18 protein-coding genes are annotated in these 25535 nt (G+C 63.5%); 5 read left to right on the plus strand and 13 right to left on the minus strand.

What is annotated here, in order from left to right:
* Nucleotides 1–9: 9 nt before the first annotated feature.
* Genes OKW26_RS00200 through OKW26_RS00225 form a run of 6 tightly spaced genes read right to left on the minus strand, consistent with a single transcriptional unit; the run spans nt 10 to nt 7681 of the window.
* A complete protein-coding gene (locus OKW26_RS00200; RefSeq protein WP_429352290.1) occupies nt 10–231 on the minus strand; it encodes a hypothetical protein in 222 nt (73 codons plus the stop codon).
* The gene (tssF, locus tag OKW26_RS00205; RefSeq protein ID WP_429352291.1) at nt 231–2090 is read right to left on the minus strand and encodes a type VI secretion system baseplate subunit TssF; all 1860 of its coding nucleotides are present in this window, start codon (nt 2088–2090) and stop codon (nt 231–233) included. The genes OKW26_RS00200 and tssF overlap by 1 nt, the downstream gene beginning before the upstream one ends.
* Nucleotides 2087–5647 (minus strand): ImcF-related family protein, encoded by a 3561-nt coding sequence (locus OKW26_RS00210; protein WP_429352292.1) that lies wholly within the window; start codon nt 5645–5647, stop codon nt 2087–2089. The genes tssF and OKW26_RS00210 overlap by 4 nt, the downstream gene beginning before the upstream one ends.
* A complete protein-coding gene (locus OKW26_RS00215) occupies nt 5613–6920 on the minus strand; it encodes a hypothetical protein (RefSeq protein ID WP_429352293.1) in 1308 nt (435 codons plus the stop codon). The genes OKW26_RS00210 and OKW26_RS00215 overlap by 35 nt, the downstream gene beginning before the upstream one ends.
* Nucleotides 6920–7180, minus strand: coding sequence for a PAAR domain-containing protein (locus OKW26_RS00220; RefSeq protein ID WP_429354157.1), 261 nt, complete (start codon nt 7178–7180; stop codon nt 6920–6922). Before OKW26_RS00220 ends, OKW26_RS00215 begins: the two co-directional genes overlap by 1 nt.
* 33 nt (nt 7181–7213) lie before the next feature.
* Nucleotides 7214–7681, minus strand: coding sequence for a hypothetical protein (locus OKW26_RS00225; protein ID WP_429352294.1), 468 nt, complete (start codon nt 7679–7681; stop codon nt 7214–7216).
* A 198-nt stretch (nt 7682–7879) separates the two neighbouring features.
* Here OKW26_RS00225 and OKW26_RS00230 point away from each other — a divergent pair, with 198 nt between their 5' ends.
* Nucleotides 7880–8902: an IS30 family transposase gene (locus tag OKW26_RS00230; RefSeq protein WP_429352295.1), complete on the plus strand. Its 1023-nt coding sequence runs from the start codon at nt 7880–7882 to the stop codon at nt 8900–8902.
* A 37-nt stretch (nt 8903–8939) separates the two neighbouring features.
* On the opposite strand, the gene OKW26_RS00235 is transcribed toward OKW26_RS00230, so the two are convergent.
* Entirely contained in the window at nt 8940–9743 is an 804-nt protein-coding gene (locus tag OKW26_RS00235; protein ID WP_143037180.1) for an IS5 family transposase, read from the minus strand.
* Between the two features lie 2245 nt (nt 9744–11988).
* On the minus strand, nt 11989–14361 hold the full coding sequence (locus OKW26_RS00240) for a DUF2345 domain-containing protein (RefSeq protein WP_429352296.1): 2373 nt from the start codon (nt 14359–14361) through the stop codon (nt 11989–11991).
* Nucleotides 14362–15034: 673 nt separating this feature from the next.
* Here OKW26_RS00240 and OKW26_RS00245 point away from each other — a divergent pair.
* Nucleotides 15035–16300 (plus strand): IS256 family transposase, encoded by a 1266-nt coding sequence (locus OKW26_RS00245; RefSeq protein WP_429352297.1) that lies wholly within the window; start codon nt 15035–15037, stop codon nt 16298–16300.
* Nucleotides 16301–16636: 336 nt separating this feature from the next.
* Here OKW26_RS00245 and OKW26_RS00250 read toward each other — a convergent pair whose 3' ends face one another.
* Complete coding sequence (locus OKW26_RS00250) at nt 16637–16960, minus strand: type II toxin-antitoxin system RelE/ParE family toxin (RefSeq protein ID WP_429352298.1); 324 nt, start codon at nt 16958–16960, stop codon at nt 16637–16639.
* Nucleotides 16961–17210: 250 nt separating this feature from the next.
* Between OKW26_RS00250 and OKW26_RS00255 the strand changes: the two genes are divergently transcribed.
* Nucleotides 17211–17600: a DUF6232 family protein gene (locus OKW26_RS00255; RefSeq protein ID WP_429352299.1), complete on the plus strand. Its 390-nt coding sequence runs from the start codon at nt 17211–17213 to the stop codon at nt 17598–17600.
* Between the two features lie 113 nt (nt 17601–17713).
* On the opposite strand, the gene OKW26_RS00260 is transcribed toward OKW26_RS00255, so the two are convergent.
* The gene (locus OKW26_RS00260) at nt 17714–20167 is read right to left on the minus strand and encodes a glycogen/starch/alpha-glucan phosphorylase (RefSeq protein WP_184060547.1); all 2454 of its coding nucleotides are present in this window, start codon (nt 20165–20167) and stop codon (nt 17714–17716) included.
* 779 nt (nt 20168–20946) lie between these two features.
* On the opposite strand from OKW26_RS00260, the gene OKW26_RS00265 reads away from it, so the two are divergent.
* Complete coding sequence (locus OKW26_RS00265) at nt 20947–22317, plus strand: MFS transporter (RefSeq protein WP_429354158.1); 1371 nt, start codon at nt 20947–20949, stop codon at nt 22315–22317.
* Between the two features lie 141 nt (nt 22318–22458).
* Here OKW26_RS00265 and ltaE read toward each other — a convergent pair whose 3' ends face one another.
* From ltaE to OKW26_RS00280, 3 genes are all read right to left on the minus strand, one after another.
* On the minus strand, nt 22459–23466 hold the full coding sequence (ltaE, locus tag OKW26_RS00270) for a low-specificity L-threonine aldolase (protein WP_429352300.1): 1008 nt from the start codon (nt 23464–23466) through the stop codon (nt 22459–22461).
* Nucleotides 23467–23652: 186 nt separating this feature from the next.
* Nucleotides 23653–24465, minus strand: a complete 813-nt coding sequence (locus tag OKW26_RS00275; RefSeq protein ID WP_429352301.1) for a peptidoglycan DD-metalloendopeptidase family protein — start codon at nt 24463–24465, stop codon at nt 23653–23655.
* 149 nt (nt 24466–24614) lie between these two features.
* A complete protein-coding gene (locus tag OKW26_RS00280) occupies nt 24615–24926 on the minus strand; it encodes a cupin domain-containing protein (RefSeq protein ID WP_184037116.1) in 312 nt (103 codons plus the stop codon).
* A gap of 230 nt (nt 24927–25156) precedes the next feature.
* Here OKW26_RS00280 and OKW26_RS00285 point away from each other — a divergent pair, with 230 nt between their 5' ends.
* Entirely contained in the window at nt 25157–25477 is a 321-nt protein-coding gene (locus OKW26_RS00285) for a hypothetical protein (protein ID WP_184060543.1), read from the plus strand.
* Nucleotides 25478–25535: the final 58 nt, after the last annotated feature.

Genomic DNA, 25535 nt, shown 5'->3' on the forward strand with positions numbered 1-25535 from the left:
ATGCTTCTATCAAGTATGTTCGAGCCGTGGCGCATGGCGTGAGCGGCTGTGATCATCCTCGTTCAGTGCGCCGCGTGCCGTCACCACGAGGTTCATCTGTTTGACTTTCGTCTCGAACACCGCGCGTGTGACATCCACGGTGCCGTCCTTCACCGACTGCCAGGTCCCGCATGCCGAGACGGCCAGCGCGAGGCCCACGCCGAGCGCACCCCGCAAAATCCGGACACTCATCACAAAGGTGCTCCCTCGAAGTCGATGCGAGGATAGACGGTCTCCTTGCCACCGATGCTCAGTACCAGTTGCATGGAAACATGAAGGCTCGCGTAGCGCCCCAGAAAGTGATTGAGCACTTCGCCGAATAGCGCAGCATCGCCCGGCCCGTCGAACGCGGTCGGATCGAGTTCGACATATGCGCACGCAATACGTTGTACGTATGCCCGCTCCACCTTCTGCTTCTCGGAGAAACGTACGTCCCTGATCGCGTCGATACGACGCGAGACCCCGTCGTCTGGCGTCCAGTCGTAGAGTTCCAGCGTCTCACGCAGCGCCGGTGCGCCCTCCATATGGATCCGGTTCAGTTCGTTCGCGCCACCCGCCGTAAAGTGCCCCAATACGCGCCAGTCGTAGCCCGGGTAATAGCGCGGCGGATAGAGCGGCATGGACGGTGCCGTGAGGTTGCGCACCGATGCAATCCCGGTGAAGTCCGATACGGTTTCAGTGATCGTCGCCTCGGCCAGCGCCATGCGCGGGAGACGCCCGTTATTGGCGAGCGCGCGTACCGTCAGGTAGCGGTCCGGATCGGGACGGTCCTCGTCGTTCTCTGCGTGCCGGTACGTTCCGGCCCATAGCTGCCCCGCCAGCGTCACCCAGAGTTCCCGCCCAAGCGGACCGAAACGCGTCGACGTATGGAAGTAGCGCTCAGGCTTTTCGTGACGCAACGCCCAGCCACGATGCCGGAAACTCGTGAACGCCCGGTAGTCGTGCCGTGCGCTGTCCTCCGGCTCGGCGGCGATCACCGCGAGTACATCGTACGGCTCGACATGAGAGGCGATGCCAGGCTGTACGCGGATGCAGTGCTCCCTGTCGTGCCAGCCGACAGGTTCCAACGGCAACGCATCGACCTCAAACAGGTTGATGACAGGCGTGCAGAACAGGCGGAAATTCTCGCGGCTGACGGGATAGTCGCCAGGCATCCGGGCATCGAGTTCAATCTCGAAGGTCATCTGCGCTTCACCCGCCGGCAGCGCCGCAGCATCGAACCCGCACAGGTCGACGAAGTGAAACTTTTGCGGGAACACAAAATACTCCAGCATCGTCTGCTCGCGGTCCAGTTGCCCGTCGCGCTTCGCGTCTGTGACTGGCCATAGCCGCGTCGACGGGCCGAAGCCTGCCGCCTCGACATGCACCCCGTCCAGCGGCTGCAAGGCGCCGCCCCGTACTGACGGCAGACGCAGCCCGATTGACGCAACCTGCCGCGTCAGCGCCGCGTATAGCGTAGCCGCAGCGGGCCGGTCGCCATGCAGGTACAGGCGGATACGCGACAGGTCCATGCGCTCGCGCTGCTCCCCGAGCCAGAGACCAAACGTCAGGCGGATCACCGTACGCCCGTCGGCGCGTACGGCGACGACCGCATCTTCTACCGAGAGCGGTAACAGCTCGACGGGCTGCGTCGTCCGGTACACGCACTGCACCTTATCGGGACCGACGGGCGTTGAGCGTACGACGGCTCCGGCGGGAATCGGCACCGCAGTTGCGCCCGTTCGGTTCAGCGGCGAGCATTCGATGATCGACAGCGACGGGATCGCCCGCGCCATATGCTCGTAAAGGTTGTCGAGCATCCCTTCGGTCACTTCCGGCATGCCGTCGTCGAGCTTCATGCGTAGCCGCGCCGAGAGAAATGCAAAGGCTTCGTTCACCGCGCGCACAGCCCCCTCAGGTTCGCCGTAGAGCATCCCCATGCGACGCGCGGCGTCAGGCTGCGCCTGCGCAAACTCGCGGCCTGCCTCGCGCAGGTAGCGCATCTCTTCGTCGTAGTACCTGAGGAACGGATTCTCGTGCTCAGTCGGGTTTTTCTTCCAGGGTGCGGTCATGGTTGCAATTCCGGTGGCAGGGGAGGAAGCATCGGTGCGGCACCAGCCTTGCCGACAACAAAAATCCTTTCGGGCATCTGGAAGCCGTGCAGCTTCAGCAGTTCGAGCGGACCGGCTCCAACCTGGGTTCGCAGCACGTAGCGCAACGGGTCGCCACTTGCGTCGTTCCACGTGAGCTGGTAGCGGGTACTGTCCAGCTGCTTCACCTCGGCTTTTGCGAGCAGGCGCAGGAATGCCCAGTCGCCCGTCGAATCGAACGCCTGCCTCAGGCCCGCGTTGAGCGTCTGCCACGTCAGACCCGCGTGCCCGTTCAGGCCGTCGCCGGGCCAGGCGAGCGGCGTCCAGCTTTCCTGCTGGTTAAAGTAGACGATCTGCTTGCCGTCCACCGACAGTTCCGAGCGCGTCACGTCCGGCGTCGGCAACGCCATCATCTCGAAGCGCTCGTTGGCATCGCCCTTTATGTAGAGTTGCGCGCCGACCGTCGAGAGCTGGCGCAGGCCGGCAAGGAACTTCGGATCGAACTGGAGTGCCTGTGGTGCCAGTTCGTTCGGTGTCCAGTGATCGCCCTCGAGCTTGAGTACGCCCGCGAGTTGCGTCGAGATGAAACGGGCGACCAGGCCGGTGTCGGGACGCACGAAGCGGCCGAGTTCGGCGAAGGATGCATCGGCCTGCGTGTCAAAGAACGGATAGCGGCCGCTCATCGCCGCGTTGAATGGTGCAGCCACGCTTGCGCGCCATGCTTCGTCCAGGCTCGCCGCGGCGGGTTGCAGAATGGTCTGCCACGCCGCTTCGAGCGGCTGTGCGAACACCGCATTGCCAAAGCCTGCCCATGCGGAGCCGAGACTTGCGGCTGTCAGCGCCGCATCGTCACGCGCCTGAGACAGCTCCGAGAGCTTGCCCTGGAAGACCGCCTGCGCGAGCGAGCGCGCCATCGCCTGTGCGTCGGGACTGCCTGCGATCTGCTGAAGCTTCAGTCGCATCGTGGTGACCGCCGTCAGATAGCGCGACAGGCTGACGCCACTCAGCGCGACGTTCGTCGATGCACCGGCCTTGCCGTTTCCGCTGTTCGTCGCTGCACCGCCGCTCTCTCCCATCAATGCAAGCAGCGGACCGAATGACTTGTCCAGCGGACTGACGGCCGGTGCGTTCGCGTCGTCGCTGCCAATCAGGCTTTGCGCCTTGCGCACCAGCGTGTCGGTCAGCGCCTGTGAGGGTCGTCCCGCCTGCGCCTGATACTGCACCGACTTCCTCAGCGCGATCAGCGGCGACGTTTGCGCGTCGGCGAGGCGGGTGAGCTGGTCGATCGCGCCGTTCAGATTGGATGCCGGCTGCCACTGGAGGCTGTTGAGCATGGTCTGCCAGGCCGCGGTGTATTCCGCGAAGTAGCGCGCGGTGAGGCGCTGCTTCAGTTGCTCCGCCGCGCGCTTTTCGTCGATCGCGGCGCCGGTGCGGACCGCCCCCTGTGCGAGGGTGTTACCGATGGTCTGTGACGGTTGCGCGCCCGTTAGTACCCAGTCGCCGCTGACGCGCCGCTCGCGCGCGGTCCGGTCGATCGCCTCCGCGATCATGCCGTCCCACGCCGCGCGCGTGTAGATGCCTGGCACCGTCTGGGACGTATTGAATAGCCCCTGCGCGTCCGCACCGTTAAGCAGCGTCTGGAGCGACGCATCCGCGTATTTGCCGCTGACCTCGTCGAGGATGCTCTGGTACACCGTGTCGTCGGCCGATGCGAGACCCATCTGAGTCACCAGCATGTTGCGGGTCGTGCTCACGAGGCTCTGGTCGGGTGTGATGCGCCATTCGGGGTGGGCCTTCAGGTGGTCGGCGTAAAACGCGGCGAGCCGGCGGCCGGTATCGTCGCGCTCGCCTTCCGGCATATCGACCGGGCGGCGCCACAACGCGACAAGCGAGCGGCGCAGAAATGCGGCGTCGGCGCGGGCGGGGTCGGCGAGCATCAGGTAGGTCTTCAGCGCGTTGTAGGTGCTGCCGCGCGCATCCTGCGACTGCAGCGCGTCGGCCCGCGCTTCGCCCGCAGCCTTCAGCAGGTCGGTGATGGCTTGCACGGCCGGCGCCTGCAGATTGCGGGTCGCGGCGATACGGTATGGCGGCCACATCGCAGCGAGAAGGGCGTCGTTCGAAGAAACGCCCGCGCGTAGATACCAGGGCGCGCCATGCTGCCGACGGTACTCAAGCTTTTCCATCAGCTGCTGGAGCGCGAGCTGGGCTCGCCAGGCCTCGGCGGTTTGCGGTTTTGCATCGACAGCGGCCTGCGCTGTCTGACTGGCCTTACGCATCAACTGCCGGTTGCCGATGAAGGACACCGTCATCCATACGCACCACAGGATCGCCGCAGCCGTGACGAGCGTGGCGAGCGCGTTGGGCCAGTAGAAGCCGACGCGTCGGCCGCGGTAGTTGGGCGCCCCCGCCGCGATCTCGCGCCACACCGGCAGCAACGCGGCGGGCTGCACGCGCAGGACGGTTACTGCCGGCGGCGCGTCGGCGGGCTCGCCGGGCGTCCCGTCGCCGTTGGTAACCGGTACCGGTACGACGGTGGGCCCCGGAAAAACCGGCGCGAACATGACGCCCGCAAGCGGCGCGCGCAGCCAGTTCGATGCAGCCAGTCCCTGAAGGCCATCGACGATGCGCTCGCCATGGTCGCCGACGTACTTCGAGATCTCCATCAACCAGGTCATCCGAAGGTTGTTGCGGGTGCAAAGGTGTACGCCCGCGTCCGCAGACCGCTGCTCGACCTCGTTCAGCAGTTCCGGCAACCTGGCGGCGGCTTCCTGTGCCTGCCTGCGCGAATCGTTCGGCATGAAGGTGCCGACCGCGTCGAAGCGTTCCGACGGGCTACCCTTCGCCTCGACCGGGTGCAGGAACGTGACGGGCGCGGCCCAGCCGAGCGCAGTGGCGATGCCCGAAAGTGCACGGGGCAGTTCGGTATCCGTATCGTCCGCGCGGGCGACATGAACGACGCCATCAACCGGGTAGCGGCGGCGCAACTGCCGGATCTGGCCCAGCCACTTCGCCGCCTCGATCCCGTCCGGCGACACATGCACGAGGATGGTTTCGTCCACATGCATGACGCCCGCCTGCCTGAGACCGGGCGCGACCTGATCGACGCGTTCATCCGTACCGTTCACCAGCAGCCAGCGCAGGCGGTGCCGCCAGAACCAGCCGTGCGAGACGCGCAGTTCCTCGTACACGCGCTGCAGCCGCGCATCGCGCCTGAGCGGCTTGGCTGCCTTCGTGTGATCGCCGGTTTCCCGGTGAAAGAGGCGTCCCGCGAAGGCGTAAGCGCCGGTTGCGAACAGGACGAGATGGGTCACGACGACGATGGCGAAGGTGACGAGGATGGCAATGATCGCCTTCAGCTTCGGCTCGCCGGACGCGACGCCCACCATGTCGCCGCGCAGCGATACGATGCCGATCGCAAGCAGGGCGACGACCAGGGCTGCGACGGGTAGCCCCCAGATCGCCAGACGGCCCGATGGCGCGGATACCTCCGTCGTGGTTGTGGGCTCAAGCGAGCGCAGGGTAAGCCTGGGGTCTGTCATCAGTATTCCGGTTGATATCTGTTGTTGCAGGAGTTACGTACAGGAGCGCGGACTGTACGCCGTCGATGATGAGTTGCGGGCCGTCTGCCGCGCCCGATTCGATGGCCGCTGCAATGGAGAGCCAGCCGTTGCCGTCGCCAAGGTCGCCGACGATACGGTCGGGCCGCCGCTGCGCTCCGTCTTTCGCAATGGCATCCATGTGGGCCTCGCGCAGCGCCTTGTCGCATCCGCCTACAGGACGGGTTATCCACGCGCGTACGATCGAGGCGAAGTCAGCCTTGCCCCATACCGCAGCATTCGCGAAGCCGTATTCGACTTCGTCTGCGAGCCCGGCGACGGGCCGGTGCAGTAGCGCGGCGACCTTGACCGTTTCCGGTAGCTGGAAGTATCCCGCCGTCAGGAGCACGGCGACGCATCCCTCGGCGCTGCCCTCGGGCGGACCAGCCTCATGCCATGCGGTCGCCACGACGAGCAACGGGCGCGTCTCCTTCGCGTCGAGCCACGCATCGGCGACGATCGACCCGTCCGAAGCTGGTACCGCCTGGACCGCGAGTGGCGGCAGGCCCGCGATGTGTAGCGCCTCGACCACCCGCGCGACGTCGGCCTGCTCCCTACCGTAGGCGCTCAGTACGCGTACCTGCGGCCACCAGACCCGCTCGTAGCTTGTCAGGGCAAGCAGACCCGGCTTCAGCGGCTCAAGCGCCTGGGCAATCTTGAGCGTCAGCAGCGAAACCTGCTTCGTCGTCTGTTCCGCCTCAATGCTTTCTTCACCGACCTCAGGACCGACCGTAGCGGGCTCGTCAAGCATCCAGTTCGCGTCCTCGAAGCGGGCGTGAAAGACGCGTTCCGAGCCGGTACGCGGTATCTGCGCAGCGGGCAGGCGTTTCCCGGCGGCAATCGCGTCCGCAAGCGTCTGTTCGCCAAGCGGCAAACAGCACCCGACGCCGAGCACCTGAAGCGGCTTCTGCGCCGTGCGTAGTCGCGCCGTCAGCCACCGGCTACGATGATGGTTGCGCCAGTGCGCGCGGTACCAGAGGCCCTCGTAACCGGCGCGCTCGATAGCCAACAGGATCAGGAACGTACCGTTAGGAGCGCAAACGAAACAGAAACAGAACCATCCTCCGCTTGCTGGCTGGCCCTTCGGCCAGAGCAGCATGGCAATGGCAACGCCGAATACGTTGCAGGCGAGCCAGATGCAGAACCACCACGGCCAGAACCGGGGGCGGCGCGGGTAGGCGCTAGGGCGTCCCGCTAAAGAAAGGTCGACCGGCATTACTCGATATTGACGTTCTGAAGCGACGAGATCAGCCGGCAACCGCACGCGCAGCGGTAATGATGGAAGGCGACGTCCTTGCCATCACGGTCGGGAAGCCGCGCGTAACCTTCGTCTATGACGGTGGGGCCGTGCTGGTTGCAGATAGCCGCGTCGCCCTTGCGGGCGAGCGGGCGGCCCATGAAGTTGGTCCAGGGCGAGCCGCCCGCGACTTCGCCGCCGTGTTCGAGTTTGTCGCCTTTACGGATGGGCGATTTCATATCCACGTTACCAATTTTGCGAGTGGATGATTTCTACTTGAGAGGCGACAAACGAGTGGCGCATACCTTGGGGATATTTTGATCCCAAAATGTACTAAAAAGGCGGTGCCCTTTTTTGTCAACCTTCAGATTGACAAACTCATCCCCACACAGCGGCGCTGGACTTCGCTCCACAAATTTCTTCGTCGATGGAGAAAACGTAAAAACCCTGTAAACTGAATACGTTCCCATCCCATCGTCTACATGCCACACCGCAAATCCAAGGTGACCACTAAAATCATAGTCATTAACATCTACATATATAGGCTTTTCGATATCAACATCTACCCGTTCTCGATTATTTTTGCCGCCATAATTTACTTGCCAGGTCAAGGCACCCCCTTCGGTTGTAATTACTGCCTTGACCCCATTGGCAGGCGAAAAAATATGCGCATCTTCAGCCGCGCTTACCGAGAGCGAAATAAGCGACAAAGTTAAAATAAACAATCCAATCATCTTCATTAACTACTCCGGCCTAAGCATGGATGCTACGATTGCATTTTTCGGGTGAGGAGGGGCAATTGAAATTGTTTCGGACACGTCTGTCCCATCGCCCAATATTCTCAGCATATACGCCGAATATGCTTGTCTTTCGTAATATCCGTTACCTCTTAGTCTCTAGTTCCAAGTGCAACACCTTGAATGAGGTAGGGTGTTGCGATGAAGAAGAACTACAAGCATTTGAGTGCGGAAGAACGCGCGGCGATCATGATCGAACATCAAAAGGGCGGCAGCATAAGAACTATTGCGGGGCTGCTGGGGCGCAGCGCTTCGACGGTGTCGCGCGAACTGGCGCGTAATTGCAGCGTGGACGCGCCGCGCTACTGTGCGACGCAGGCGGCCTCGGCCTATCGGCTGCGTCGTCGGCGCTGCGTACGGCCGCGCAAGTTGATCGAAGGCAGCGCGCTTTATCGGCATGTGCATGATCACCTGGTCTACTGGCGCTGGTCGCCGCAGCAAATCGCTGCCAAACTGCGGGCCATGTATCCAGACGACCCAAGTCAGCACGTCAGCCACGAGACGGTCTATGCTGCCATTTACACGTATGCACGTGGCTCGCTGAAACCAGCCATGATCGCAGCCTTGCGCCAAGAAAAACCGGCGCGCGGAAATCGGCGCACGACGCTTGCTGGCGGCAGCTATGTTCCCGAGGATTTGCGCATCCAATATCGCCCCGAGCAGATCGAGCAACGGCTGTTGCCGGGGCACTGGGAGGGCGACTTCATCAAGGGTGCGTTTAATCGTTCCGCCGTGGGCACGCTGGTCGAACGCAAGACGCGCTTCGTGATTCTGTGCCGCATGGATGGCTGTACGGCCAGGAATGCGCTGGAAGGCTTCTCGCGGCAAATGAAGAAGTTGCCGGCCTTTCTTCGCGAGAGCCTGACCTACGATCGGGGAACGGAAATGGCCTGCCATGTCGAGCTCTCCAGGCGGCTCAATATCGATATCTGGTTTGCTGATCCGCATGCGCCCTGGCAGCGCGGCAGCAATGAGAACACCAACGGCTTGCTGCGTCAGTTTCTGCCAAAGGGCACAGACCTTTCGACGCTCTCGCAGACCCAACTCAATGACATCGCCAAATTGCTTAACGGGCGGCCTCGCCAGACGCTCGGCTGGGACTCCCCCGAGGAAGCAATGGCTAAAGAGTTAGAGAAGGCTGGATTAGCTAAACGTTGCACTTGACTCTTGAGACTGCCCCTCCTCCGTTGACTAGAGCGTGTTAGGCACTTTTCATAATCGGTGCAGCATGAACGAGCATAAGCATGGCGAAGACGACGAAGTGCAGGCCTGCCAGGGTTTCGGGCAGGCGCTCGTAGTCGCGTGCCAACCGCCGGAAGCGGTTGAGCCAGCCGAAACTGCGCTCGACCACCCAGCGGCGGGGCAGCAGCACGAAGCCCTTCTTCGCCTCAGGCAGCTTGATGACCTGCAGTTCAATGCCTTCATCACGTGCGGCCTGTGCAGCAGTGTCGCCCGTATAGCCCTGGTCAGCAAACGCAAGTTTCACCGTCTGACCGGTGACGTGCTGAACCTGACGCGCAAGCTCGGCCACCTGCGCGCGCTCCTGCTCGTTGGCCGGCGTAATGTGCACCGCGAGCAGCATCCCCAGCGTGTCGACAGCCATGTGAACCTTGCTGCCCCGCTTGCGCTTGTAACCGTCGTAGCCCGCACGCGGCCCGCTTTCACACGTGGACTGCAATGTGCGTCCATCCAGAATGACCGCACTGGGCTGGCCCTGACGCTGTTGCGCCACGCGCAGCACCGAGCGCAAATCGTTGACCATCGCCTCGAAACAACCCGCGTTCAGCCAGCGCTGCGTTTGCTGGTAGACCATTTCCCACGGCGGAAAGTTGGTCGGCAGCATGCGCCACGATGCACCCGCGCGCGCCATCCAGCGAAGCGCGTTGAACATTTCGCGCAGTTCGTATCGGCGCTGCGGTGCATCTTCGTTCATCAAGGTCAGATACGGAGCGGCGAAGCTCCATTCCTCGTCCGAAACATCTGTCGGGTATGGCTTGCGTTCTATCATCCCGCCAGGTTACCAGGTCTGACAGAAAGTGCCTAACACGCTCTAGGCGATTTATAAAGCCGACATCCGATGCCGAATAATCCTTATCAGCGATCCTGCTAATGCTTGATCCTTGGGAGAAGGCTTTCGAAACCCAATAAAATCCACCAGAATCGCAGGCGTACTCAGGATTCTCCGCAATAATATCTGGATCATAACGGGGGAACCAAATCATCAATTGCCCACCATCACTCGGATTTGATGAATAGTGACGCGACGTTGTCGTAATGCGATGAGCTACACCCGCCAATCTCTCAATATAAGAGCCGCTATTATTGCTAGGGATAGACCGATAATTTCCGTACGCCTCAAAATTGCCGGCCCATGTAAGCTGCATAATCCCATGACCATAAAATGGACCGTAGAATTCGGTTGCGGGATTGGCCGCTGAATATTGGCCAAACCCCCATTCGTGCATAAGGCGCCTTGTGCCACCAAGATTACGCCACTGAGCAGTCTCCAAAAGGACTTGAGCTAAAAACATAGCGATACGCTTCGGGTTACTTCCAAGATACTTTCTAAAACAGCTATTTAGTGAAACTACGTGATTCTGGATACGCTGGCGCGCAATTGCCGCCGTCACCCTAAAAGTATCGTTATCCGTAGTGATGGCTCTCCGAGGACTACCACTTTGCGTATAGAACGGATAGCGAGGAAACGTAGCGGCCACCTCGTCTCGGGTCAGCCACCCACACTTCCTGAAATGCCGGACAAACGCTAGTGGATGGAAGAACCAGAGCTTTTGCCCGGCGGGCAAGCCGGTCGTATCCCAGAACTGGATTTCCTTGAGGTAATTGAGGAACTTGTTGTAGCCCTGGTCGTTGCCGTGATAGAAACCGCCCTTGTCGAGCAGCTTCACGTAGCGCGTCTGATTGTTCGTGCTATCCCATTCACTGGGGGCGTTGCAAATGAATCCGCGCAGCGCCTGGCGAACACCATCGTGACCCTTGACGTAGCCTGAAAGCGCGTCCGCCTTCTGCACTTCTGTCGTTTCCGCCGAGACCGTTGGCTGTTCGCTGGCCGCAGCATCCTTGACCAGTTTCTTGAGCGCGTCGATATCGCACAAGCCGTCGCTGCTGAAGGGCATATTACCGTCACTGAGCTTTTGCCAGCCCATGAGCGACGGGAAATCCGCGTCGGACAGCTTCTTGATCGCCGCGTTGTTGATATTGATATAGCCTTGCTTTCCCGCAGCATAGGTCACTTGCACCCACGTCGCACAGGCCGCCCCGGAGAGGGTCGCGGGCGTCGAGAGGATGCGCCCAAAGCGCAGCATCTCGTAGCCGTCGCTCGGACAGGTGCCGTAGAGCGCGGTCGCGCGGCGATAAAGATCGTATTCGTAATCGGCCTCGCACACCGGCTGCTCCGTCAGCAGCGTGCGCGAACCGTCCGCCTCAACGCTCCAGACGTTGGTGTATTTCGCTCCCTTGCTGAAGTACGTCTCGACGACGAGCGGCGGCGTATTCGTCCCCGTCTGCCGCGTCTCGAACTTGATACCGTGCAACGTGTTGTGTGCGTCAGTTCCCGGAGGGAGCGCGTAGAACTGCTGCCCCGCAGGGATCGTATACCAGGTATGGCCCCAGCAGTCCGAACTCGTCGGCGTGTCCGGCGCGGCGTTACCGAGTTGCGTATGACCGAAATACGCATCGAAATCGCCCGGCGTCATGAAGATCTCGAAGTGCGTGTAGGTTACGCCGTCGTAACGCCCGAGAAATCCGATGACGTCCTTGCGCCGTACCGTATTGTTGCCGCCACGCATCGCTGGTTCCACCGCACCCTGGGCAACCTGGCCAGTAGGCTTGCGCAGGAACTCGGGCAGCCGTCTCCCGTCGTGCCCGAATGACTGATACTCGGCGAGCGGCAGGAGGTGCATGTAAAGCGAGTAGAACGTCAGCTTGCGCCCGTCGCCCGTTTCGGTCGAATGCCTGAGCAGGACGAAGCCTGCGTTCCCATTGCCCGAGTCCATCGCGTGCTGGCAGACCCGGTATGCGACGACCTCGCCGTCGGCGATGGCATAGACAGGACCATGCACGTCGGGCGCGAGATGGGCGCCACAGTGCCAGCGCCGGTCGAACGCGATCGGATAGATGCCGTGTGCGAGTTCGAACTTGTCGACCGCGTCCATCATGGGGTCGGGCCTCGATCCGTCGGTAGAAGTGAGGCCGGATTCAGGCAGAAACGGAGGGCTGATAATCATGGCGTGTTAGTTGGTATGGGAGTACCGCTCATTGAGCGTTAGGTCACTTTTCGGCAGGACAGGTAGGACGGCTGGGACGTTGCCGGGGCCGACAAACGTAAACGAGGCGGCCTTGATGGTGTATGCGCCGGGGCAGTGGAACGTGATGTTGCCGCCCTCCATGACAACCGAGGCCCCGCCGCAGTTGAGCGTGATCTTCGACTTCGCCGACACCTGCACATCCGCACTTTCGCTGGCGACGCGCAACTGCTTCTGCGCGAACAGATCCATGCCGTCCGTGAGCGCTGCCATCAGGACCTTCCCCTTCGCCGCGATAAATTTCATCCCGAGCTTGTGTGCACACAGCGAAATCAGATCCCCCGCCACCATGCGCAGGCGCCTAACGACGCTCACGTCCATGTCCTGGCCTGCCGTGACAATCGCGTTCTGCCCCGCCGAGTGCTGCATTGATTTCGGCGTCACGAACGCCATGCCGCCGGGGGCGCTCGCGAGCAGCCCTGCGTCGCGAAGCTGGTTCAGCCCGTCGAGCAGCGCCGACTGCGTGGCGCGGTCGGCCGGATCAGCACCGGCCTGCGTGGTCGCCGTTGCCAGATCCGTCACGCGCTGCAGGGCCGCCTTGAGCTGCGCGACAGCGGCGGGCATGTCCAGGTGCGGGGTATCCGGCCCGGCTGCCGCGTCCGCCGAGAGGAACAGGCCCTTCGCCGCGCGTGCCGTGCCCCACGATTTAGTGGTAGCCTCAAACCCCTCTCCGCGAGCGAGCTTCTTGCTGTTGAGCAGGTAGCCCTGGTTGAAGGCCGTCTGGCTGTACACGGTCGCGAGGCGCGCACTCTCCTTTCCTTGCAGATCGTTGAACACCACCTCCGCACCGAGCAGCGGCGAGCGCCAGATGGCATAGCTAAACAGCGACTGGTCTCCGCGCACCACGTCCGGGTGGGCGTAGTCGTGCATGGCCCCCGCTATGTAGATGCGGTCCACGTCGCGATTTTCGGCGTCGAGCAGGACCTCGGTCCCCGGCAGCAGGGGCGAGTGGAAGCCGCCCTGGTAGGACGATGACGGACGCAGCAGGCGAAGCTTCAGCAGCTTGTTGTCGGTGTTGCCCGTGCCCTGCAGGAACTTCGGCAGCACGCTATAACGCCCGTGGTCGTCCATGTCGCCGTAGGGGGCGGAGTCGCTCGTCGTGACCACGCCCACAGCGGGACCAGGCAGAAAACGCCAGTCCCGCTCAAAGTCAAACCTGGGCCGGTAGGTCAGGTGCGCCGGCATCGCCTTGAAGCGCGTATAGGCCGGCTTGGTGCGGCTGCCCTTCATCTTGAACGAAGTGATCACGAAGCCGTATTCGGCGCTCGGCATCTTCGCATTGGTGAGCTTCATTACCACGCCCGCCGCGATGCCCTTGGCGTCGGTCCTGCCCGCCAGCGTCGCCTGACGCGCGATCTGCCCGTCGCGCCGGGTCTGTGCGAACGTTTCGGCCTGCGCTGGCGTCAGATGGCCTTCGACGCTGCGACTGATCTGCCCGAACGACGAGCGGTCATCCGTCTCGATGGAGACATTCGCCGTGGCGCGAAGGGGATCGTCCGGCGTGCAGTAGTTGCGCTCCCACAGTTCGATGGTGGCCGGCACCAGCGCGCGCTGCTCATGCACGGCCTGGGCCGCTTCGTGCCAGCTCGCATGCAGGCCCGAGGCATCCAGCAGCGGCACGTCGACCGAGCGGATATAGGCGCGCGGATTGTTGGCGAACACGATGGTGTCGAGCTTGCCATCCTTGCCGCGTCCCTGCTTGTAGAACCAGAAAACGCCGAGGCGACGGCAATGGCGGGTGATGAAACTCCAGAGCGACTCCTCCAGCATCACCACCTGCTCCATCTTCTCCTGCAGCCCTTCGATCTGGAATTCGACATCGAAGGCATCGAAATTCTTGCGGTCGACCAGCGCCTGGGTGATCAGCTCCTGCAACGTCACATCCTTGAATGTGTCGCTTTTGATGATGCGTTTGCAGAGGGCCACAAAGCGCGGCTCGATGAGCAGCCGGTACGCGGACTCGTCGCGGCTCGTGCGGATGCGCTTCCAGCTCGTCACCACGCCGTTGAAGGTGGCGGCGTCGTGACTGACGGGCTGCACGTAGCTCACCGAGGGCACCGCCGCCTGCTCGTCGATCTGCAGGCCCGCGCGACGGCCCACATACTGCTTGCCGTCGATCTCCAGCCGTGGCGACGTAACCGTGACGTCGACGCGGTAGTCCTTGCAGAAGCCACCGCTGGCCTTGAAATCGAGCACGTCGAGGTCATGGGGCTGGGAGCCGATCCAGATCCTGAGGTGCTGGGTCAGGCGCGCGCTCGGATGGCTGAGCGCGGCGGTAAAATTTTTCGTCACAGCATTCATCCACACATCCCTGTATGGTTAAAGAAACGAGGCACAACTGTTGCGTCAGCAACCTTCAACCGAAAAAATCTAGGGCGGTACCCGCTGCCCGTCAATCACTCCACGCCCACCCTGTGCGAAATTGCCAACGATTTTGTGAATGATCGTTAAATCGGAATCCTTTGCTTTTTCGAGATGGAAACGCGTGATAAACGGGTGCAGCAACACCTAATGGCGAACGACGCATGCGAGTCGATCGCGCGCGGGAAACGGTCAGCCCTGCTGCTCGTGATAGCGCAGTGTGGTAGAGAGAAGCGTGGCGTCGCCGCGAGCGCGCCTCCAGAAGTTCGGCGATGCGCTCAATCATGGCCAGCATCTCCTCGCGCGTTTCGTTCGGGTCGGGTCGGGTCGGGAGGCACATGATTTATCTGATGGACGCGCGTGACAACATATGCAGACACAATATGCAAAACGAATAAACGTCTGCTTCTCGCCGTGCAATTGAAAAAGGCGGCATCAAGCCGCCTTCATTGGATTGCTGACAGAGCCAGTTAGTGCTTCGTCGTGGTCGTGCCAGAGCTAAGCTCGAATCTGGTGTATGGGGGATTTGAGGCGGGAGATTGAAGGCGGTGGAGGTTTCAGCTGAGAATCTGATTGTCGAAGTCGGAAACCAGCAAACAACAAACCATCCACCATGAGCAAGTTTACGGAAAAAGAAGTCGTCGGTCTATCGGAAGTCGGTCTGGGCTTGGACGATCTGGTGCGCCAGGGCGCGCGGCAGGTGATCCAGCAGGCAATCGAAGCAGAGCTGTCGGCGCTGCTGGAGCGGTTCGAGAACGTTAAAACCCTGCACGGACAGCGTGCCGTGGTGCGCAATGGCTATCTGCCGGAGCGCGAGGTGCTGACGGCGGCCGGCCCCATTGCGGTGAAGGTGCCGAAGGTTCGCGATCGATCAGGATCAGGTGTGAAGTTCAATTCATCGATTGTGCCGCCGTATGTGCGGAAGTCGCCGCGCGTGAGTGCGGCGCTGCCGTGGCTGTATCTGAAGGGCATTTCGACGGGCGATATGAGCGAAGCGCTGGGCGTGCTGCTGGGCGAGGACGCCAAGGGGTTGTCGGCGAACGTGGTAAGTCGCCTGAAGGCGCAATGGGGCGATGAGCACGCCAGCTGGAGCCGGCGTGATCTGTCGAACTCGCGCTACGTGTACTGGTGGGTCGACGGCATTCATACCGGCCTGCGCAGCGAGAACTCGGATGGTCAATGCCTGCTGGTGATCATCGGCGTGAGGCCGGATGGGCGCAAGGAGCGTGTGGCAATCGGCGACGGGTATCGGGAGTCGAAGGCGTCCTGGCAGGAACTGCTGCTCGATCTGAAATCGCGAGGCTTGCAGGGTGGTCCGCTGCTGGCCGTCGGTGATGGCGCAATGGGCTTCTGGGCCGCACTGGAGGAAGTGTTTCCTGCAACGCGCGGCCAGCGCTGCTGGTTTCACAAGATGGGCAACGTGCTCAACGCGCTGCCGAAGTCGCAACAGGGGCGCGCGAAGGCCGACCTGCAGGCGATCTGGATGGCGGCGACGCGCGCCGACGCGTACGCCGCGTTCGATCGTTTCGTGACGGTCTACGCCGCGAAATATCCGAAGGCAACCGAAACGCTGAAGAAGGACCGGGAGAGCCTGCTGGCGTTTTACGACTTCCCCGCCGAGCACTGGCAGCATTTGCGCACGACGAATGCGATTGAGTCGACATTCGCGACCGTGCGCCACCGGACGACTCGCACCCGCAACTGCGTGTCGCGACCAACCTTCCTCGGTCTGGCATTCAAGCTGATCGAGGAAGCCGAGAAAACCTGGCGCCGTATCAACGGCCCTGAGCAGATCAAGCTGTTGCTGGAGGGCATTGCCTTCAGGGACGGCGAACCGGTGCAAGGCGATCAACCAGTTCAGCAGAAACTCGCCGCCTGAAGCCGAACGCTATCAAGCTGCCCATACACCACTCTTGACGTTAGCTCGTCGTGCCAGGAGTCGCAAGTCTGTCCTGAACGCTTTGCGCCGCATCGGCCAGCAGGTCCGCCGCATCGCGGGGAGTAAGACGACGGTCCGGAATACCCTTCGCCTGCGCAAACGTCCCGAACACCTCTTCGGTATTTATGAAGGGCGCTTTTCAACAGCCTGTGTAAGCGGCCCGCCCAAGGCACCTTGAAATGAAGGGATCGTGAAGGCGACGATTGTGTCCAGGTCAATGCCGAGTGGCTGCTCGCGGGATCTGTGCCGTGCAAATGGCGTCAATGGAACTCGCTGTCATCGCTCAGCGAGCCACGCCGGGATATCCCGCTTTCCGTTGAGCAAGCGCCACATCTCGACGTGATCCTTGCGCTCAATGTAGAAGATCAGATGCGGGTAGCGAGCAAGCGGCCACGCCCGCAGGCCCGGTATGTCCAGCTCATACCCGTAACGGGGAGACCCGATGTTGGAGCGGTTAGCGAGATGCGCGTATGCTTGCTCGATCTCCGCAATGAACGCGAGCGCTGCCTGTTCCGAGCCTTCGTCTACGAGGTGGTGGATCAGCTCGTCTTCTACGTCTTGCTTGGCCAGTCGCGTTGGGATGACGGGCTTGGCCGTCATTTGCGCGAAGTACGCACTCGGGCGCGCAGCGATTCGAAGTAGGCGGCATCGGCCGGACCCACGAGGCTGCCGCAACCACTCTTTGACTCGCGCCGCCATATTTTAGTCAAAATCCCTCAACTGTTTTTTTAGTCATTGGAATCGCTCTCCCTTGCAACACGGGCCTGAGAGGGGATAGAAAAGTCCGTAACTTTAGGAATTTGAAGGAAGTCTGCTACGCTGCGCGCTTCACCACCCTCGCATTGAAACGATGGAAAGCCCTTTCAACGATCGCGGCGTGTCGGTCACGCGCAACGCCCTCTCATCCGCAGGTCAGGTCTTCCCGCTGCGCGATATCGTCGACGTGCAGGTCGTGACCGTGCAGAAGAACAAGGTCGTGCCGCTCGTGATCTCGGTGGCCGGGCTGCTCGGCGCAATCGTCGGGGGCTTGCTGCACTCGGCGTCGGGACTCGTATGCGGGGTGATGCTGATCGTGGTCGGTTGGCTTACCTGGGTGACCCAGGACATCACGCATCGGCTGATGGTCAAGACGGCCGACGGCGAGCGCGAAGCGCTGATGAGTACGGATCGCGAGTTCGTCGAGCGCGTCGGCGAGGCAGTGCATCGGGCGAAGGCCGCGGCTGCCGCGCCGAAGGCTTGACGCGGGGCGACGATCGAACATGACGAAGCCGTGCGCGACGGATCAGCACCAGCCTCGCACGGCTTTCGATCTGCTTGCCCGCAAGCAACGACTACGTTGCCGTCATCTCGCGCTCAGTCGAGACTGAGCGGACTCACGCGCCAGATATTGCGCGCATACTCGCCGATCGTTCGATCCGACGAGAACTGCCCCATCCCCGCGACGTTCTCGATCGCGCTTTCGGCCCACGCGTGCTTGTCGACGAAACGCGCATCCACTTCGTTCTGCGCCTTCGCGAACGCGTCGAAATCGGCGAGCACCATATAGTGATCGCCCCAGTCGACCAGCGTGTGAAAGATATCCGAGAAGCGCAGCGGATCGTCCGGCGAAAAGTAGCCCGTGCGAATCTGATCGAGCGCGGTGCGCAGTGCTTCGTTTTCCTCGTAAATCCGCCGCGGCCGATAGCCGCTTGCGCGCAGGTCGTCCACCTCGTCGGCGGAGTGACCGAAGATGAAGATGTTCTCGCGCCCCACCGCGTCGCAGATCTCGATGTTCGCGCCGTCCATCGTGCCGATCGTCAATGCGCCATTGAGCGCGAGCTTCATGTTGCCGGTGCCCGACGCCTCGGTGCCGGCCATCGAGATCTGCTCCGACAGATCGGCCGCCGGAATGATCAGCTCGGCCACGCTGACGCCGTAGTTCGGCACGAACACGACCTTCAGCCTGTCGCCGATCAGCGGATCATGATTGACCTTCTCGCTGACGTCGCCGATCAGCTTGATGATCGTCTTGGCCATCCGGTACGCGGACGCGGCTTTGCCCGCGAACAGCACGACGCGCGGCACCCAGTCGCGCTCCGGATTCGCGCGAATCTCGTTGTAGCGTACGATCACGTGCAGCAAGTTCAGCAACTGGCGCTTGTATTCGTGAATGCGCTTGACCTGCAGATCGAACAGCGCGTCCGGATCGAAGTGCAGCTTCGTGTGATGCGCGAGCCGGTGCACGAGCCGCAGCTTGCTCTGTCGTTTGGCCTCGCGGAACGCTTCGACGAACTCGTCGTCCTTGCGCAGATTACGCAGCTGCTCGAGCTCGAACAGATTGCTGCGCCAGTGTGTGCCGATGCGCGCGTCGATCAGCGACGACAGCGACGGACTCGCCTGCGCGAGCCAGCGGCGCGGCGTGATGCCGTTGGTCACGTTGGTGAAGCGGTCCGGATAGATGCGCGCGAAGTCGGCGAAGATGTCGCGCGTCATCAGCTGCGAATGCAGCTTCGACACGCCGTTCACCTTGTGACTCGCGACGATCGCCAGATACGCCATGCGCACGCGCCGCTGCCCATATTCATCGACGAGCGAAATGCGGCGGATCATCTCGGCGTCGTGGCCCGAGTGCTCGCTGACGTGCTTCAGAAACTGCGCGTTGATTTCGAAGATGATCTCGAGATGCCGCGGCAGCAGGCGTGACAACATTTCGACATCCCATGTTTCGAGCGCCTCGGGCATCAGCGTGTGATTCGTGTACGAGAAGATCTGCGTCAAGTGTTTCCACGCCTTGTCCCACGGCACATGATGCTCGTCGACGAGCAGGCGCATCAGCTCGGGAATCGCGAGCACCGGGTGCGTGTCGTTCAGATGCACCGCGACCTTCTCGGAGAAGCGTCCGAACGTGCTGTGCGTGCGCTGATAGCGGCGGATCAGATCCTGCATCGTCGCCGACACGAAGAAGTACTCCTGGCGCAGCCGCAACTCGCGGCCCGCCGGCGTCGAATCGTCCGGATAGAGCAGCCGCGACACGTTCTCCGACATGTTCTTGGTGTCGACCGCGTTGCGGTAGTCGCCACGATTGAATGCGCCGAGGTCGAGTTCCTCGGTCGCGCGCGCGGACCATAGGCGCAGCGTGTTGGTTGCGTCGGTCGCGTAGCCGGGGATCACGGTGTCGTAGGCGGTCGCGTTCACATGCTCGGTGTCGATCCATTCGGTCTTGTCGCCGCGCTGCACGGTGCGGCCGCCGAAGTGCACCATGTACTTGATTTCGGGTCGCGGAAATTCCCATGGATTGCCGGCGCGCAGCCAATAGTCGGGCGCCTCGACCTGCTCGCCGTTGACGATTTCCTGACGGAACATGCCGTACTGGTAACGGATGCCGTAGCCGAAGCCCGGAATGCCGAGCGTCGCCATCGAGTCGAGAAAGCACGCCGCGAGCCGGCCGAGGCCGCCGTTGCCGAGCGCTGCGTCGGGTTCGAGATCGATCAGCGCGTCCATGTCGACGCCGAGGCTCGCGAGCGCCTCCTTCATCTGATCGTGAATGCCGAGCGCGAGTAGCGCGTTGGTAAAGGTCCTGCCGATCAGAAACTCCATCGACAGGTAGTAGACCCGCTTCACGTCCTGCTCGTATTGCAGGCGCGTGGTCTTCATCCAGCGCGCGACGAGCCGGTCGCGCACGGCCAGCGCGGCCGCGTGCAGCCAGTCGTGCGGGTGAGCGGTAACGGCGTCCTTGCCGACGCCGTACATCATGCGATTCGAAATTGAGCGCCGTAGCGCGTCGACGGTACTGTTGAGCTGGTCGAATTCCAGATCGACGGCTGTCATCGAAGCCTCCGGGAAGGTCGACGTGGCAAACGCGAACCGCACGAGAGACGGACGGGAGGCGCGTGCCTGTCGGAGCGGTTTAAAAAAATAGAGTAGGACATTTTAGGGATCGCGCACGCTGGCGCGCGAGCGGACGGTAACGCATACGGCGTGCCCGGCGAGCTCGCCCGCTGCCGCGCGACCGAGCCGCGGCGGGCGCCCGGACGCGGTGCAAAGCCGCGTGGCAGCGGCACTCGGGGTGGGCATCGGCGCGCATGAGTCGGGTGACGAAAGCGGGTTGGGGAAGGCAAACGCCCGAAGCATCTGCGAGCCGCACATCGATTATTTTTCCGATGCGTGACGAGCGGATGAAGCCCCGAATAGCCTGATTTTGTGATCGAATTGGGCGGCCGTTCTGCCGGGCGGTTTTGTCGTATGTGTGTTGGATTTGACGCGGCGCGCGCCGATTTGGAGATGGCGGGCGGGATTGGCAGTTAGTTGCGTTTCATTGAGATCGATCAAAGCGCCTCATCTTCTAGCCGCCTCCCGGTTCCTGCCCGCCTCCCTGCACGATCGTGCCGTCTCTGCAACAATCGCGACGTTGCGCCGCACAAGCCGCCACGCTGATCCGCCGTGGACCGACAGCGCGCGCCTCACCCACGACGAAACCGCCGCCCGAGCGCGTCGCCTCTCCGGAAGCGACCGACACCGGCATGCCCAACCCCGCGAGCCACGCCTTGTCCGATAAGCTCAGCCCCGCCGTCGGCGTCCCCACGCCGACTCTCCCCGCCGACGGCCCGATGTCGGCCGCCAACCGCCGCGCGATGGCCGCGATCATGCTCGCCGTCGCGCTCGCCACGCTCGATACCGCGATCGCCAACACCGCGCTGCCCGCGATCGCCGGCGACCTGCACGCGGCGCCGGCCGCCTCGGTCTGGATCATCAACGCATATCAGCTCGCGATGGTCGCGACGCTGCTGCCGCTCGCCGCGCTCGGCGACATCGTCGGACATCGGCGCATCTATATCGGCGGCATCGCGCTGTTCACGCTGAGCTCGCTCGGCTGTGCGATGGCGCCGACGCTGCCGCTGCTCGCCGCCGCGCGCATCGTGCAGGGCTTGGGCGCCAGCGCGATCATGAGCGTCAACACCGCGCTGATCCGCTATCTGTACCCGCCGCATCGGCTCGGTCGCGGGCTTGGCACCAATGCGCTGATCGTCGGCGTGTCGTTCGCGGTCGGGCCGACGGTGGCGTCGTTGATTCTGTCGGTCGCGACCTGGCCGTGGCTGTTCGCGGTCAACGTGCCGCTCGGTGTACTCGCGCTGAGTTTCGCGATGCCGGCGCTGCCGCATACCGCGCAGAGCCGGCACCCGCTCGATCCGGTGGCGGCGCTGCTCAACGTGGTCACGTTCGCCGCGCTGATCTTCGCGCTCGGCGAGGCGGCGCAACGCGCGTCGCTGCAGATCGTGCTCAGCGCCGCGGCGCTCGCCGGCGTGTTCGGGCTGCTGCTGATCCGCCGCGAGGCGGGCCACCCCGCGCCCATGCTGCCTGTCGATCTGTTCAAGCGGCCGGTGTTCGCGCTGTCGGCGGTGACGGCCGTGTGCTCGTTCGCCGCGCAGGGCCTCGCGTTCGTGTCGCTGCCGTTCTATTTCGAGGACGTGCTGCTGCGCAGCCAGGTCGAAACCGGCTTCCTGATGACGCCGTGGCCCGTCGTGGTCGCGCTCGCCGCGCCGCTCGCGGGCGGCCTGTCGGACCGCTACCCGCCGGGGCTGCTCGGCGCGATCGGGCTCGCGGTGCTGTCGGCGGGGATGGCCTCGCTGGCGCTGCTGCCCGCCCATCCGCACGTGCTCGACATCGGCATCCGTATGGCGATCTGCGGCGCGGGTTTCGGCTTTTTCCAGTCGCCGAACCTGAAGGCGCTGATGGCGAGCGCGCCGCCGGAGCGTAGCGGCGGCGCGAGCGGCATCGTGGCGACCGCGCGGCTGCTCGGACAGGCGACCGGCGCGGCGCTGGTCGCGCTGTGCTTCGGCATTGCCGGCCGCCAGCATGGGCCGACGCTCGCGCTCGGCCTCGGCGCGTTCTTCGCCGGCGCGGCGAGCCTGGCGAGCGGCTTGCGGCTGCTCGCGCCGTCGCATCGCGCGGGCGTGCAGGCGAAGGCGGCGGTCAAGTGAGATATGCGCCGGACGGCGCGTGAGGCGGGGATGAAGCCTGAATGAAGCGCGCCTCGAACGAGCGCGCACGAGTTGGAGCCAGTGCGGGAAGACGAGGCGGCAACCACGCGAGCCGCCTCGCTTGCGACCCATGCGGCGCGATCAACGTGCCGCGAAATACCCCTTCACCGCGGCAATGAACATGTCGATATCGTCGCGCGACACATCCATGTGCGTGACGAAGCGCGACGCATACAGCATCTGCGTGAGGATGCCGCGCTCCTTGAGCCACGCCTCGAGCGGCGCGCAATGCTGCTGCGGAAACTGCGCGAACACCATGTTCGTCGCGACCGACTGCACCTTCACCAGCTCGATCGTCTCCAGCCCCGCCGCCAGATGCGCGGCATTTGCGTGGTCGTCGGCGAGCCGCTCGACGTTGTGATCGAGCGCGTACAGGCACGCCGCCGCGAGCACGCCAGCCTGGCGCATGCCGCCGCCGAGCACCTTGCGCCAGCGATGCGCGACGTCGATCAGCGCGCGGCTGCCGACCAGCACCGAGCCGACCGGCGCGCCCAGTCCCTTCGAAAAACAGATCGACACCGAATCGAACGGCTCGGCCAGCGCCGCGACCGGCTTGCCCGCCGCGACCGCCGCGTTGAACACGCGCGCGCCGTCGAGGTGGGTGGCGAGGCCGCGCTCGCGCGCGAGCCGCGTCGCATCGGCGACGTACTGCGCCGGCAGCACCTTGCCGCCGATCGTGTTTTCCAACGCGAGCAGCCGCGTGCGCGCGAAGTGATCGTCGATCGGCTTGATTGCGGCGGCGATCTTGTCGAGTGGGATCGAGCCGTCGGCGGCGTTTTCGAGCGGTTGGGGCTGGATGCTGCCGAGCACGGCCGCGCCGCCGCCCTCGTATTTGTAGGTGTGCGCGAGCTGGCCGACGATGTATTCGTCGCCGCGCGCGCAGTGCGCCATCAACGCGGCGAGGTTGCTTTGCGTGCCGCTCGGGAAGAACAGCCCTGCTTCCTTGCCGGTGCGCTCGGCCAGCGTGGCCTGCAGACGCAGGACGGTGGGGTCGTCGCCCCAGACGTCGTCGCCGACTTCGGCCGCCGACATCGCCGCGAGCATCGGCGGAGTCGGACGGGTAACGGTATCGCTGCGCAAATCGATCATTGTGTGTCCCTGTGCGTCCATGAATGACAGCCTACGGCAACCGGCCGCCCGTGCATTCCGGAAGGAACGCGCGCGCCGGCAAACGAGCCATACAGTGTATTCAATTCAGACGACGCTGAAAATCGGCGCATCCCCGAGAAGCGCGCCGATCCGGCTGCGATGAGCCAACAGTCGCGACGGGGACGCTCAGCCGCCAGGCTTCGGCAACCACTGGAGCGGATCGACCGGCTGGCCGTTCTCGCGCACTTCGAACTGGATCGACGCGACGCCGTGGCTATCGACACCGACCTCGCCGATCGTCTGCCCTTGCGCCACCGCATCGCCTTCCTTGACGAGTAGCTGGCTGTTCTGGCCGTACGCGGTGATCAGCGAATCGTTGTGCTTGATGATGATGAGCGGGCCGTAGGCTTCGATGCCGGTGCCCGCGTACACCACGCGGCCGGTCGCCGCGGCCTTGACCGGATCACCGGGTTGGCCGCCGATCACGATGCCGTTGGATTTGCCCGGCGCGAACGCGCGCAGGATCGGTCCGCGCAATGGCCATTGCAGCACGCCCTGCTGCGGCACGGCGGCAGGGGCCGGCGCACCGGGTACGGCGCCCGGCGGCACGGTCGCCGTCGCGCCCGGCGCGCCCGGCGCGGCTGGCGCACCCGGCGCCACCGCGACCGGCGGCGTGACCACGCTGCCCGAGGCCATCGGCGGTGAAACACGCAGCACCTCGCCGGGTGCCACCGCCGCGTTGACCGGCAAGCCGTTCCAGGCCGCGATTTCCTGCGGCCTTCGTCCATAGGCCGAAGCGATGCCGGACAGCGTATCGCCCGGATTGACGCGATAGTAGCCGGCGGGCACCGGGACGGTCGCGAGGCTGGTCGTGCTCGACGGCGCGTTGCTGTAAAACGGCGTGCTTTCCCACGGCATCGTCGTGCAGCCGGCGATCGCCACGCCGAGCGCCGCCGCCATCAGCAGGCGGATCGCCGTCGGTTGCCATTGTTGTGTCATCTGCTTTTCCTCGACCTGTGTCTCAATCCGATTCAATCGACGCCGCAGCAATTGCCGTGCCGTCACGCTTGCACACGGTCGCGGTTGTCCGCTGCCGCCTGGATATCGTGCGCGACCGCCACACACGCGCCGTCAAACTGCCGTGTTCTTCAGACGCTGCCCTGCTTTTCGACGACGAGCACGCGTGCCGCGCCCAGCGGATGCGCGACATGCTCGGTGCCGACCGACGCATGGAACACGTCGCCGGTTTCGAGCACTGTCGTGCGTTCGACGCCGTCTTCGCGATAGCGCATTTCGACGCGGCCGTCGAGCACGGCGAATACCTCCTCGCCGTCGTTCACGTGCCACTTGTACGGCTGGTCGGTCCAATGCAGACGCGTGGTGACGCCGTTCATGTTCGCGATGTCGAGCGCGCCCCAGGCACGCGACGCGGTGAAGCTTCTGCTGCGGATGATCTTCATGGTCGATGAGCAATTGGCAAGCGCGCAAGCCCGGCGGGCGGCGCCGTGCGCCCACGGCGTCGGCGCTCGCGCGGCTGGCCCTATTATAGGTCGCGTGGCCCGCGCGTCTGGGCGAGCAAGCCGCCACGGTCGTTCCGTCCGATCATTGCAGGCGATCGACCATCGCCTATACTCAGTCAAGCCGCGCGGAGCAGCTCACGACAATGTTGGGATTCTGGGAGGAATCGAGGATGAACAAAGCCACCTTTCTGGCCGTGCAACTCAACGTCGACGATGTGGCGGCGTCTGCCGGCCTCGTCGAACTGCTGAACACGCATCTGATCTTCGCCGCCGAAGTTGCCGAGGCCGCCGATGCGCTCGTGCAACTGGCGAGCATCGCGGGACTGTCGAGCGGGGTCGAGGCGAGCGTCGAGCTGCCGGCGGTGGCGCTCGAACGGCTGCGCGAGGCGCTCGACAACCTGAGCGACTACGACGAATCGTGGCTGCTCGCGCTGGAGCCGAGCCGCGCGCTGTTCGATGACATCGGCCGGCGGCAGCGAACGCTGCATTGACGGGAACGTCGCAGCACGGCGCCGTAAACGACAAAACGCCATCCGATCGAACCGGATG

It is taken from the genome of Paraburkholderia sp. 32 (assembly GCF_050435345.1).
Lineage (GTDB): Bacteria > Pseudomonadota > Gammaproteobacteria > Burkholderiales > Burkholderiaceae > Paraburkholderia > Paraburkholderia tuberum.